The 12781-nt window shown below is 61.3% G+C and carries 8 protein-coding genes; 3 read left to right on the top strand and 5 right to left on the bottom strand.

Annotated features, from left to right (window positions below; translation table 11 throughout):
• Window positions 1-11 precede the first annotated feature (11 nt).
• Complete coding sequence (nagZ, locus tag JH25_RS20820) at window positions 12-1022, top strand: beta-N-acetylhexosaminidase (RefSeq protein ID WP_032877216.1); 1011 nt, start codon at window positions 12-14, stop codon at window positions 1020-1022.
• Window positions 1023-1123: 101 nt separating this feature from the next.
• Here the strand turns inward: nagZ and JH25_RS20825 are convergent, their stop codons facing one another.
• From JH25_RS20825 to mfd, 3 genes are read right to left on the bottom strand one after another with little or no spacing between them, the layout of a single operon-like run.
• Window positions 1124-3814 carry a DEAD/DEAH box helicase gene (locus tag JH25_RS20825; RefSeq protein WP_032877215.1) on the bottom strand — a complete coding sequence of 897 codons (2691 nt, stop codon included), beginning with the start codon at window positions 3812-3814 and terminating at the stop codon, window positions 1124-1126.
• Between the two features lie 9 nt (window positions 3815-3823).
• Complete coding sequence (locus tag JH25_RS20830; RefSeq protein ID WP_032877214.1) at window positions 3824-4390, bottom strand: CsiV family protein; 567 nt, start codon at window positions 4388-4390, stop codon at window positions 3824-3826.
• Between the two features lie 11 nt (window positions 4391-4401).
• The gene (mfd, locus tag JH25_RS20835) at window positions 4402-7851 is read right to left on the bottom strand and encodes a transcription-repair coupling factor (RefSeq protein WP_032877213.1); all 3450 of its coding nucleotides are present in this window, start codon (window positions 7849-7851) and stop codon (window positions 4402-4404) included.
• Between the two features lie 340 nt (window positions 7852-8191).
• Here mfd and JH25_RS20840 point away from each other — a divergent pair, with 340 nt between their 5' ends.
• Window positions 8192-9655 (top strand): glyceraldehyde-3-phosphate dehydrogenase, encoded by a 1464-nt coding sequence (locus tag JH25_RS20840; RefSeq protein ID WP_032877212.1) that lies wholly within the window; start codon window positions 8192-8194, stop codon window positions 9653-9655.
• A 184-nt stretch (window positions 9656-9839) separates the two neighbouring features.
• On the opposite strand, the gene JH25_RS20845 is transcribed toward JH25_RS20840, so the two are convergent.
• Window positions 9840-10373, bottom strand: a complete 534-nt coding sequence (locus JH25_RS20845) for a chalcone isomerase family protein (protein ID WP_032877211.1) — start codon at window positions 10371-10373, stop codon at window positions 9840-9842.
• A gap of 213 nt (window positions 10374-10586) precedes the next feature.
• On the opposite strand from JH25_RS20845, the gene sthA reads away from it, so the two are divergent.
• Window positions 10587-11981 (top strand): Si-specific NAD(P)(+) transhydrogenase, encoded by a 1395-nt coding sequence (gene sthA / locus JH25_RS20850; protein ID WP_005786183.1) that lies wholly within the window; start codon window positions 10587-10589, stop codon window positions 11979-11981.
• A gap of 42 nt (window positions 11982-12023) precedes the next feature.
• On the opposite strand, the gene JH25_RS20855 is transcribed toward sthA, so the two are convergent.
• A complete protein-coding gene (locus JH25_RS20855) occupies window positions 12024-12746 on the bottom strand; it encodes a glycerophosphodiester phosphodiesterase (RefSeq protein WP_003172585.1) in 723 nt (240 codons plus the stop codon).
• Window positions 12747-12781 lie beyond the last annotated feature (35 nt).

The raw sequence follows: 12781 nt of genomic DNA, 5'->3' as shown, positions 1-12781 counted from the left end.
AAGGAAGGTTTATGACTGCTGCCCTGCAAGGTTCTTTGATGGTCGACGTTGCCGGTACCTGGCTGACGGCCGAGGATCGTCACCTGTTGCGCCAACCGGAAGTGGGCGGTCTGATTATTTTTGCGCGCAATATCGAGCATCCACGCCAGGTTCGCGAGCTGAGTGCGGCGATCCGTGCGGTGCGCCCGGACCTGCTGCTGGCGGTCGACCAGGAAGGCGGGCGCGTACAGCGCCTGCGCCAGGGCTTTGTGCGCCTGCCAGCCATGCGCGCGCTGGCCGATAACCCCAACGCTGAATACCTGGCAGAACAGTGCGGCTGGATCATGGCCACCGAAGTACTGGCCGTGGGTCTCGACCTGAGTTTCGCCCCAGTGCTGGACCTGGATTACCAACGCAGCGCCGTGGTCGGCACTCGCTCCTTCGAAGGCGACCCCGAGCGCGCCGCCGTACTGGCCGGTGCCTTTATTCGCGGCATGAACAGCGCCGGTATGGCTGCCACCGGCAAGCACTTCCCTGGCCACGGTTGGGCCGAGGCCGATTCCCATGTCGCCATTCCCAATGACGAGCGCAGCCTGGAACAGATTCGCGCCAACGACCTGGTGCCTTTCGCACGTCTGAGTAAGCAATTGGCCGCCGTGATGCCGGCGCACGTCATTTACCCGCAGGTTGATGCCCAGCCTGCTGGTTTTTCGCGTCGCTGGTTGCAGGACATCCTGCGCGGTGAGTTGCAGTTCGACGGGGTGATCTTCAGTGATGACCTGTCCATGGCGGGCGCCCATGTGGTCGGCGATGCGGCCAGCCGTATCGAAGCGGCGTTGACCGCTGGTTGTGACATGGGCTTGGTGTGCAATGACCGTGCGGCGGCCGAGTTGGCGCTGAGTGCGGCACAGCGGATGAAGGTCACGCCATCGGCGCGGATAGCGCGTATGCGTGGGCAGGCGGTTGCCTCAACGGACTATAAGCAGGACCCGCGTTGGCTGACAGCGCTTACTGCGTTGCGCGATGCGCAGTTGATCGGCTGAAAACCGAAGCGCGGCCATCGCAGGCAAGCCAGCTCCCACATTTTGATGTGTGAATACATTCAAGTGTGGGAGCTGGCTTGCCTGCGATAGCGATCTAACAGTCAGCGCTTCTCTTGCTTATTAGGCAGTGGTGTGAAGAGCGCCTCGATATCCTCATTACCCAACTGCCAATCGCCAGTGGTCCGGCCATCCAGAACACCCGCCGCAAGGTCGGACTTCTCCTTCTGCAAGTGCTGAATTTTCTCCTCCACCGTGCCCCGCGCAATCATCTTGTACACAAACACTGGCTTTTCCTGCCCGATGCGATACGCACGGTCGGTGGCCTGGTTTTCCGTGGCCGGGTTCCACCACGGGTCGTAGTGAATCACCGTGTCGGCTTCGGTCAGGTTCAAACCCACGCCACCGGCCTTCAAGCTGATCAAAAAGATCTGCAACTTGCCGCTCTGGAAATCCTTCACCGGTGTACGTCGGTCACGGGTCTGGCCGGTCAGCAATGCGTAGGCAATCCCGCGTTTTTTCAGTTCGATTTCGATCAGGCTCAGCATCGAAGTGAACTGCGAGAACAGCAGAATCCTGCGGCCTTCGGCAAACAGCTCGTCAAGCATGTCCATCAGGCTGTCGAGCTTGCCCGAGCTGCTGCCACGCGCCGGCAGAGTAGCGTCGTTGACCAGGCGCAGGTCGCAGCACACTTGTCGCAGTTTGAGCAGCGCTTCAAGGATGATGATCTGGCTGCGTGCCACGCCCTTGCGGGTGATTTCGTCGCGCACCTTTTTATCCATGGCCAGGCGCATGGTTTCGTACACATCGCGCTGGGCCTCGTTGAGGTCGACCCAGTGGATAATTTCGGTCTTGGGTGGCAGTTCGGTTGCCACTTGTTCCTTGGTGCGGCGTAGCAGGAAGGGTTTGATCCGACCGTTGAGGTGCTGCAATCGCACCTCGCTGGCACGCTTTTCAATCGGCACGCGGTAATCACGGTTGAAGCTCTTCACGTCGCCCAGCCAACCCGGCAACAGGAAGTGGAACAGCGACCACAGTTCACCCAAGTGGTTTTCCAATGGCGTGCCGCTCAGGCACAGGCGCTGGCGGGCATTCAGCTCGCGTGCGGCCTGGGCGGCCTTGCTGGACGGGTTCTTGATGTACTGCGCTTCATCCAGGATCAATACATGCAAGGGCAGGGCGGCGAGCGTGTCGATGTCCTTGGGCAGCAGGGCATAGGTGGTCAGCAGCAGGTCGTAGTCGTGCAGGTTGGCGAAGTGTTTCTTGCGCCCTGCGCCGTACAGCGCCTGCACCCGCAGTTGCGGGGTGAAGTGCGCTGCTTCGTCGAGCCAGTTCGGAATCAGGCTGGTGGGCATCACGACCATGCAGGGCCGATCAAGGCGCCCGGCGATTTTCTCGGTGAGAATATGCGCCAGGGTTTGCAGGGTTTTGCCCAGGCCCATGTCGTCCGCGAGAATCCCGCCCACTTCCAACCGGCGCAGTGACTGCATCCAGCTCAAGCCTTCCAGTTGATAGGGGCGCAAGGTTGCGTTCAGGCCCTCGGGCGCCACGCAGGTGAAGTCCTTGATGTCCCGCAGGCGTTGGGCGAAGTTGCGGATCTTCTCGCCACCCTCCCATTGCAACGGCAGGTCTTCCAGCGGGTTGAGCCTGATCGCGTCGGCCTTGGCCAGGCGCAACGTCGTGGTGCCGGTTTCTTGCAGGTAGAACTCGCCGAGAGTCGCCAGCACCGGCTTCAAGCGCCCGTAGGGCAGCGCCACTTGCAGCGGGCCGTGGCCGTTGGGCAGCCCGGGGATATTCACCAGGATCAGTTCATCATCGCGGCGCCTTGCGAGTTTTTCCGGGTTGAGGATCTCGGTGTGGGAGCGCATCAGGTTCAACAGGATCGGCAGCAGGCTCAACCGTTCGCCATTGACGATGATGCCCAACTCCAGGTCGAACCAGTCACGCTCGGGCGCTTCATCGACGCTGGCGTACCAGTCGTCCACCGGGCTCAGGTCGAAACCGAAGTCTTCATCGATTTGCAGCTCCCAGCCCTCGGCCCGCAGCGTGGGCGATGAGTTGAGCGTGAAGTTCAGCCAGGCGCTGTCATTGACCATCTCGAACAGCTCGCCGGCGCTTTCAGGCAAGGCCTTGCTTTGGCGCGTAGCGATCTTGAAACCCAGCAGACGCAGCTGTTCGCGACAGGCTTGTTCCAGCTCGGGGTGGCGCTTGATTCGCAGGCTCTGGGTGTCCTGGCGCACGATAATATCGGCGTTCTTTTGCCCACTGACGTAATTGCCCAGGTAGTTGAACGACAGTGCCGCACGGTGCTGGATATAGCGCTGCATCTTGCCGTTGCGCGGTTCGAACGCGCTGAACTCGACGCTCGCCAGCCACAGGCGTGGCACGGGCTGCACATCCTCCATGACCACCTGCGGCAGGACCACGCGGTTATCCAGCACGGCCTGGAGTTTTTCCAGCAGTTGCGCATCCTGGGTCGCCGCCGGATAGGCCAGGGTTTCCTGGACCTTGAGCAGCACCGCCGCGATGTGTTTGCAGTTGGTGTGCACCGGGCAGGTACAGCGGCTATCCACCAGGATCAGCAGGCCCTTGGCCGACTCACGCAACGAGATGGTTTGCCGATAGACGTTACCGCCGGAGCCTTCGCAACTGGCGGTAATGGTGCTGTCACCGCACTCGACGATACGCACGCGATTTTCCAGTGCGTAACGCCGCCCGCGCTCCAGGCTCTGCTCTTTGAAGCGATTGGCCCACGAAGGGGCCAGGGGTTTGGTCAGAGGCGAAGTGAGGGGCATGGCGCTGGATCAGTCCTGCATGTCGGGCGGCGGTGCGCTGGGCGGCTTGGCGGTCAGCGAGGTGATCTTGATCAGCAACGCCAGGTGGCCGCCGTCCAGGTAATTAAGCTGGTTGTTCTTGGTGCGTACGTCTTTCTGCGCCAGGTGTTCACTGGCGATCACGCTGCCGTTGCCGTCGAACTGGTTGATCCAGAAGTCGGCATCGATGTCGGTGAAACGACCCAGTTGCAGGCTCAGCACGCCTTCGATAGGGAACTGGCCGAATTGCTCCTGGCCGTCGGTGATCGCGATCCTCACCGGCTGCTCGCCCAGGTTCTGTTCCCAGGCCTTGTGCGCGAGCACGGTGTAGTTGGAATCGGCGCGCAATTTTTCCACGATGTTGCCCAGGCGCGGCGGGCTCAGCCGCTCGCCCAGGCGCTGGGCGCCGCCGTCCCAGTTCTCCGGGGCGGCGCGGCTGTTGATCACCGGCTCGGCATTCTGGCGCACCAGGATCATTTCCACCTGGTACGGGCTGTCGGCAAATGCCGAAGGCGCGAGTACCACCAACAACAGGCTCAGAATGCGGAACAAGCGCATGGCGGCGTCCTTCAAGCGGATTTCGGGATGAGGCGCTCAAACAGCGCCTCCAGGGTATTGAAGCGTTCTTCGGCACGTTCCATCGGCACCATGAACTTGAACAGCGTAGCCCCTTCGAACTTGTAGCGGTTGGGCTGGCCCTGGATCAGCTTGATCAGCACCAACGGGTCGACCGGCGTCTGCGCTTCGAATTCGATACGCCCACCTTGCGGCCCGGCGTCGACCTTCTTGATCCCCAACTGCTCGGCCTGCAACTTGAGCAGGGTCAGGCGCACCAGGTTCTTGGTCGGTTCGGGCAGCAGGCCGAAGCGGTCGATCATCTCTACTTGCAGGTCCTTGAGGCCCTCTTCGTCGGTGGCCGAGGCGATGCGCTTGTAGAGGATCAGCCGCGCATGCACATCCGGCAGGTAGTCTTCGGGAATCAATGCCGGCAAGCGCAGGTTGATCTCCGGGCCGCCGCCCAGGGGTTGATCGAGATTCGGTTGCTCGCCCTTGCGGATGGCTTTCACTGCGCGTTCGAGCATCTCCATATACAGGGTGAAGCCGACCGCCTGGATCTGCCCGCTCTGGCCATCGCCCAGCAGTTCGCCGGCGCCACGGATTTCCAGGTCGTTGGTGGCCAGCACAAAGCCGGCGCCGAGGTCCTGGGTGTTGGCGATCGCTTCCAGGCGTTTTTCCGCATCGGAAGTGATCTGTTGGCGTGGCGGCGTGAGCAGATAGGCGTAGGCCTGGTGGTGACTGCGCCCGACGCGGCCGCGCAGTTGGTGCAGCTGCGCCAGGCCGAACTTGTCGGCGCGCTCGATGATGATGGTGTTGGCGCTGGGCACGTCGATGCCGGTCTCGATGATGGTCGAGGCGATCAGCACGTTGAAGCGCTTGTGGTAGAAGTCGCTCATTACCTGTTCGAGTTCGCGCTCGCGCATCTGCCCGTGGCCAATGGCGATACGGGCTTCCGGCACCAGTTCGGCGAGGTCGGCGGCGCATTTCTCGATGGTCTTCACATCGTTATGCAGGTAATACACCTGGCCGCCGCGCAGCAGTTCACGCAGCAGGGCTTCCTTGACCGTGCTCTTGTTCTGCTCCATCACGAAAGTGCGCACCGACAGGCGGCGCGCCGGTGGCGTAGCGATGATCGACAGGTCGCGCATACCCGATACGGCCATGTTCAGCGTGCGCGGAATCGGCGTAGCGGTGAGGGTAAGGATGTCGACTTCGCTGCGCAGGGTCTTGAGCTGTTCTTTCTGGCGCACGCCAAAGCGGTGCTCTTCGTCGATGATCACCAGGCCCAGGTTCTTGATCTTCACATCGTCCGACAGCAACTTGTGGGTGCCGATGACGATATCGATCTTGCCCTCGGCCAGGTCGGCAACGGCGGCATTCACTTCCTTGGCGGACTTGAAGCGGCTCATCACCTCCACGGTCACTGGCCAGTCGGCAAAGCGGTCGCGGAAGCTGTTGTAGTGCTGCTGGGCGAGCAGGGTAGTCGGCACCAGGATCGCCACCTGGCGACCGCCGTGCACTGCAATAAAGGCAGCGCGCATGGCCACTTCGGTTTTGCCGAAGCCCACGTCGCCACACACCAGGCGGTCCATCGGCTTGGGCGCGAGCATGTCGGCGCGCACCGCCTCGATGGTGGTTTGCTGGTCCGGAGTTTCTTCGAAGGCGAAGCCGGCACTGAAGGTGGCGTAGTCGGCTTTCGGGTCAGCGAACGCGTAACCTTCGCGGGCGGCACGGCGGGCATAGATGTCGAGCAATTCTGCGGCCACGTCGCGAACCTGTTCGGCGGCCTTGCGCTTGGCTTTCTGCCAGGTCTCGGAGCCCAGGCGATGCAACGGTGCCAAAGCGTCGTCGCTACCGGTGTAACGGGCGATCAGGTGCAGGCTGGCCACCGGCACGTAGAGCTTGGCGCCCTCGGCGTATTCCATGGTGAGGAATTCGGCGGCCTGGTTGTCGATCTCTAGGGTCTGCAAGCCCAGGTAGCGGCCGACACCGTGGTCGATGTGCACCACCGGGGCGCCTTCGCGCAGTTCGGTGAGGTTCTTGATCACTGCATCATTGTTGGCGTCTGCGCGTTTTTCCCGGCGACGGCGCTGCATCACGCGCTGGCCGAACAGCGGGCTCTCGGCGATCAGGGCGAGGGCCGGGTCGTCCAGCAACAAGCCTTCGTCCAAGGGGGCGATGGTGATCGCCAGGCGCTCTTTGCTATTGACAAAATCCGGCCAGCTGTCGACGGTCTTGGGCCGCAGTTTCAAGCGTTCCAACAGCTCCAGCAGCACTTCGCGGCGCCCGGCGGACTCGGCGGTAAACAGCACGCGGCCAGGGAAGTCACCGAGGAAGTTGGACAGCGCTTCCAACGGTTGCGCGGCTTTGGCCTGGATCGCCAGGTCGGGCAGGGTTCCCGCGGGGAAGCGTTCCCGACCACTGCCGGCGTCTACATCTTGTTGGCTGGCGACCACGCGCGGCCAGTTTTTCAAGCGGGCGAAGCAGTCTTCTACGGGAAGGAACAATTCGGCGGGCGGCAATAAAGGCCGGGACGGATCGACGCGGCGCTCTTCATAGCGGTTGCGCACGTCGTTCCAGAAGTTTTCCGCCGCCTGCTCGATGCCTGGCAGCGAGAACACCTGGGTGTCCTGGGGCAGGTAGTCGAAGAGGGTGGAGGTTTCGTCGAAGAACAATGGCAGGTAGTACTCGATACCCGCTGGGGTAATCCCGCTGCTTAAGTCCTGGAAGATTGGGCAGCGACGGAAATCCACGTCAAAGCGCTCACGAAAGCGCGCCTTGAAGCGGGTGACCGCGTCTTTTTGCAGCGGGAACTCCCGCGCCGGCAGCAGCTTGATCGAGTCGACCTTGTCGATGGAGCGCTGGTTTTCCGGATCAAAGGTGCGCAAGGTCTCGATTTCGTCATCGAACAGGTCGATGCGATACGGCAACTTGCTGCCCATCGGGAACAGGTCGATCAAGGCGCCGCGCACCGCGAACTCACCGTGCTCGTACACCGTGTCGACGCAGCGGTAGCCGCTGGCTTCCAGGCGCGTGCGCATCTGCTCGACGTCGAGCTTCTGGCCCACGTCCAGCACCAGGCTGCTGCCGAGCAGGAACTTGGTCGGTGCCAGGCGGTGCAGGGCGGTGGTGATCGGCACCACCAGCACGCCGTGGGCCAGTTCCGGCAAGCGGTACAGGCTGGCGATGCGCTGGGAGATGATGTCCTGGTGCGGCGAGAACAGGTCGTAGGGCAGGGTTTCCCAGTCGGGAAAATGCAGTACCGGCAAATCCGGGGCGAAGAAGCTCAGCTCCTGCTCCAACCGTTCAGCACTTTGGCTGTCGGCGGTGAGCAGCAGGGTAAAGCGCTTGGCTGCGCTGGCAGCCTCGGCAATGGCCAGGCTCAGGGCGGCACCGGGCAGGTTGCCCCAGTGCTGTTTACCTGCCGCGGCAGGGAGTAGCGGTAGACGCAGAACGGGCACGGAAGGTTGAGCTCCAAGCGTTGCGACAAAGTCGGTAATTGTAACGGCCCCAGGTGCCGCCTGTCAGTTGCTGACTGTGCCTATTACGGTTTGTAGGAAATGTAGTGGCTAAGACAAACAATGGCGGGTTTTGACTCAATATGTAGTGCCAAAATGCGCGAATGTTTAGGAGGGTTACGGACAAGTCGGCGATGGCGCTGGACTAGTAGCCTTCTGGAACCCGCGTATTTACTGGGCTGTAGCGCGGAGGTATTTTTTTGCAAGGGCTTTTTGTTGCCCCTCGCGCATTGCTCAACGGCCAGTCGGGCGACATAATGTAGCCCCTTTTTTCTGCCCCTACATGTGGAAGGTTCCCGTGACTCAGAAGCCCGACCAGTGTCTTGGTGAATGGATCGACCGTGAAGCACTCGCAGAAGCGATGATTCCGCTTATCGGCCAGCTGTACCGCAATAACAATGTGGTGAGCTCGATCTATGGCCGCAGCCTGATCAACCAGTCTGTCATCGCGATTCTCAAAGCTCACCGCTTTGCGCGCCATCGCTCCGCCGACGACAGCGAACTCTCCGTCCACGAAACATTCCCACTGCTTAAAGCCATGAGCGAGCTCAAGCTCGGCGCGGCCTCGGTAGACCTGGGCAAGTTGGCCTACAAATTCCGCAAGGAAGGCGCCGGCCGCAGTGCCGAGCAGTTCGTGCGTGAAGAAATGGCCGATGTGGTTGGCCAGCAAAACGCTGCCGCCCGCAAAGGCACCGACGTGGTGCTGTACGGCTTCGGCCGTATCGGCCGCCTGCTGGCGCGCATCCTGATCGAGAAAACCGGTGGCGGCGACGGCCTGCGCCTGCGTGCCATCGTGGTGCGCAAAGGCGCCGAGAACGACCTGACCAAGCGCGCCAGCCTGCTGCGTCGCGATTCGGTACACGGCTCGTTCAACGGCACCATCACCATTGACGAAGAAAACAACACCATTACCGCCAACGGTAACCTGATCCAGGTGATCTACGCGAAGAACCCGACCGAGGTGGATTACACCCAGTACGGCATCCAGGACGCCCTGCTGGTGGACAACACCGGCGTATGGCGTGATGCCGAGGGCCTGGGCCAGCACCTGGCTTGCCCGGGTATCGACCGTGTCGTGTTGACCGCGCCTGGCAAAGGCAAGCTCAAGAACATCGTGCACGGCATCAACCACGCTGAAATCACCGCTGACGACAAGATCGTGTCCGCCGCTTCCTGCACCACCAACGCCATCGTGCCGGTGCTCAAAGCTGTGAATGACAAGTTCGGTATCGTCAACGGCCACGTTGAAACCGTTCACTCGTACACCAACGACCAGAACCTGATCGACAACTTCCACAAGGGCGATCGCCGTGGTCGTAGCGCCGCGTTGAACATGGTGATCACCGAGACCGGTGCTGCCACCGCTGCTGCCAAGGCCCTGCCTGAGCTGGCCGGCAAGCTGACCGGTAACGCGATCCGTGTACCGACGCCGAACGTGTCGATGGCCATTCTCAACCTCAACCTTGAGAAAGCCGCCACCCGCGAAGAGATGAACGAGTACCTGCGCTACATGGCGCTGCACTCCGACCTGCACAAGCAGATCGACTTCGTCAACTCGCAGGAAGTGGTCTCCACCGACTTCGTTGGCTCGCGCCACGCGGGTGTGGTGGACGCGGAAGCGACCATCACTCAGGGCAACCGTGTTGTGCTGTACGTGTGGTACGACAACGAGTTTGGCTACAGCTGCCAGGTGGTTCGCGTGATGGAAGACATGGCTGGGGTCAACCCGCCTGCGTTCCCGCGCTAAGCCTTTGGGCTGAATGAGAAAGCCCCGACTGGTTCGGGGCTTTTTTATGCCTGTGGATTTTGTGTCGCCTGGAGGGCCTCATCGGGGGCAAGCCCCCTCCCACATTGGGTCGTATTCCTTCAGGGTGGCCTCGGTCAACTGTGGGAGGGGGCTTGCCCCCGATGGCGGTGCTACAGCCGACACATCAATTCAGCAACTTGTCGCGCAACTCATCAGACAGCCCTTTGGGCGCCAGCCAGATGCCCAGGTAGGCCCGCGCCAGTTCCTCATCACGACTGCTGAACACCACCTGCTCATTGATCTCCAGCTTCAACCCACGGCCCGGACGAAAATCCAGGGCATAACGATCACCGCTGCGGACGTTGCGAAAGCTGGCGTGCAACTGATCCAACTGCGGCTTTAATCGAGCATTGGCTTGCTGGCGTTCCAGGGTTACCGCGGCCGCCTTGATTACATCATCGCGGTCAATGTCGCGAAAGTAATACAACGCCAGGCGCACAGCCTTCTGTTGCTCCCAGGCTTGCTTTGCAGCGAGGTCAGCCGGTGCATACAGCGCCGCCGCATACACATCCGCCCAAAGATAGTTGAACACCGCCTGGTTTTTCAGGGCCAGCCCCTCGACCTGTGCGGGGAAGCTTGCCTGCTTGAGCCGCTTCGCATCGTTGGCGTGCGTCGTGAGCGACACTATCAGCATTAAACAAAAAAATAGTTGTCGCATAAGGCTCACCCTCAATTCGGCGCTGATTTGCGTCCTGTAGTATGGCAACACTGGCCTACGACGCGACCAAGGGTTAATGTTCGCGGCGCTCGGCCTTCTATAGACTGTGCCCCGGTTCACACACTTGAGCCAAATTGTCCTTCATGACCGCTGGCCGCGGCATGATTTAGCCCGGCGTCCAACCGTACGCCTGGCCTGTTCTGAGGAGTACGCATGGCTGTCTACAACTACGACGTGGTGGTACTGGGTTCCGGCCCGGCTGGAGAAGGTGCGGCGATGAACGCTGCCAAAGCAGGGCGCAAGGTGGCGATGGTCGATAGCCGTCGTCAGGTCGGCGGTAACTGCACCCACCTGGGTACCATCCCGTCCAAGGCGTTGCGTCACTCCGTGCGCCAGATCATGCAGTTCAACACCAACCCGATGTTCCGGGCCATTGGCGAGCCGCGCTGGTTCTCGTTCCCGGACGTGTTGAAAAGCGCCGAAAAAGTCATCTCCAAGCAAGTCGCTTCGCGTACCGGCTACTACGCCCGTAACCGCGTCGACCTGTTCTTCGGCACCGGCAGCTTCGCCGACGAGCAAACCGTCGAAGTGGTCTGCGCCAATGGCGTGGTCGAGAAGCTGGTGGCCAAGCACATCATCATCGCCACCGGTTCGCGCCCGTATCGCCCGGCGGACATCGATTTCCACCACCCGCGTATCTACGATAGCGACACCATCCTCAGCCTGGGCCACACCCCGCGCAAACTGATCATCTATGGCGCCGGCGTGATCGGCTGCGAATACGCCTCGATCTTCAGCGGCCTGGGTGTACTGGTGGAGCTGGTGGACAACCGTGACCAGTTACTGAGCTTCCTCGACTCGGAAATTTCCCAGGCGTTGAGCTACCACTTCAGCAACAACAACATCACCGTGCGCCACAACGAAGAGTACGAGCGGGTCGAAGGCCTGGACAACGGTGTGATCCTGCACCTCAAGTCCGGCAAGAAGATCAAGGCCGACGCCTTGCTGTGGTGCAATGGCCGTACCGGCAACACCGACAAGCTGGGTATGGAAAATATTGGGGTCAAGGTCAACAGCCGTGGCCAGATCGAGGTGGACGAGAACTACCGCACCTGCGTAACCAATATCTACGGTGCCGGTGACGTGATCGGCTGGCCAAGCCTGGCCAGTGCCGCCCATGACCAGGGCCGTTCGGCCGCCGGCAGCATCGTCGACAATGGCAGCTGGCGCTACGTGAATGATGTGCCGACCGGGATCTACACGATTCCCGAGATCAGCTCCATCGGCAAGAACGAGCACGAACTGACCAAGGCCAAGGTGCCTTACGAAGTCGGCAAGGCGTTCTTCAAGAGCATGGCACGTGCGCAGATCGCCGGTGAGCCGCAAGGCATGCTGAAGATCCTGTTCCACCGCGAGACCCTGGAAGTACTCGGCGTGCATTGCTTTGGCTACCAGGCGTCGGAGATCGTGCACATTGGCCAGGCGATCATGAACCAGCCGGGTGAGCAAAATACCCTCAAGTATTTCGTCAACACCACCTTCAACTACCCGACCATGGCCGAAGCCTATCGGGTAGCTGCCTACGACGGCCTCAACCGGCTTTTTTGAGCGGCTCCGGCCGGTGGCCTGAGCCGGCCGGGGAGACCGATTTCAGTAATTCCCGAGAGTGGCAGTGGCCAAACCGGGAAAGTCTGTAATCAGGCTATCTACGCCGAAGTCGGCGAGCCTGCGCATCAGCGCAGGTTCGTTGACCGTCCACACGGATACATGCAAACCCTGGCGCTGGGCTTTCTCCAGCCGCTCAGGGGTGCATAACGTCCAGTTCAATGCCAGGTACTCACAGCCGTAGTTCTGCGCGACCTTCAAAGGGTCGAGCCAGGCGTACTCGGCCACCAGCCCGCGTGACAGGTCCGGGGTGAGTTCTACTGCGGCTTTCAACACTTCCCGTGAGCTTGACGTCACGGTGACCTTGTCCATCAGGCCAAAGCGTACGGCCATCTCACGGATTGCCAGCACGGTGGTCGCAGCGCGAGTGCGTGAAGCGCTTTTGACTTCCAGTTGCCAGTGATCGAAGTCGCACTTTTCGAACAGCTCCTCCAGGCGTGGGATCGGGCACGGGCTGACCCAACCCGGGCCGCCTTTGCGCGCGTCCATCTTCACCAGATCAGCCGCCGAGTACTCGACGACCTTGCCGCGCCGGTCGGCGGTGCGCTTGAGGGTCGGGTCATGGATGACCATCAGCTCGCCGTCCATGGACAGGTGCAGGTCCAGTTCGCAACGACGTACGCCGTGCTTGAGGCATTCCTGAAAACTGGTCAGGGTATTTTCCGGTGCTTCGCCTTTGGCACCGCGATGGCCGTAGATCAGGGTCACAGTTGCTCCTTTGCGCCAGGATCGCTGGCGGAATG

The organism is Pseudomonas sp. BRG-100 (assembly GCF_000737955.1).
In the GTDB taxonomy this organism is placed as follows: domain Bacteria; phylum Pseudomonadota; class Gammaproteobacteria; order Pseudomonadales; family Pseudomonadaceae; genus Aquipseudomonas; species Aquipseudomonas synxantha_A.
The sequence above is the reverse complement of the archived record's forward strand: the minus strand, read 5'-3'. Positions and strand labels throughout refer to the sequence as shown.

Bases quoted from the DNA above. Each gene is read 5' to 3' on its own strand.
- nagZ (WP_032877216.1), top strand. From the start codon at position 12: ATGACTGCTGCCCTGCAAGGTTCTTTGATGGTCGACGTTGCCGGTACC.
- JH25_RS20825 (WP_032877215.1), bottom strand. From the start codon at position 3,814: ATGCCCCTCACTTCGCCTCTGACCAAACCCCTGGCCCCTTCGTGGGCC.
- JH25_RS20830 (WP_032877214.1), bottom strand. From the start codon at position 4,390: ATGCGCTTGTTCCGCATTCTGAGCCTGTTGTTGGTGGTACTCGCGCCT.
- JH25_RS20840 (WP_032877212.1), top strand. From the start codon at position 8,192: ATGTGGAAGGTTCCCGTGACTCAGAAGCCCGACCAGTGTCTTGGTGAA.
- JH25_RS20845 (WP_032877211.1), bottom strand. From the start codon at position 10,373: ATGCGACAACTATTTTTTTGTTTAATGCTGATAGTGTCGCTCACGACG.
- sthA (WP_005786183.1), top strand. From the start codon at position 10,587: ATGGCTGTCTACAACTACGACGTGGTGGTACTGGGTTCCGGCCCGGCT.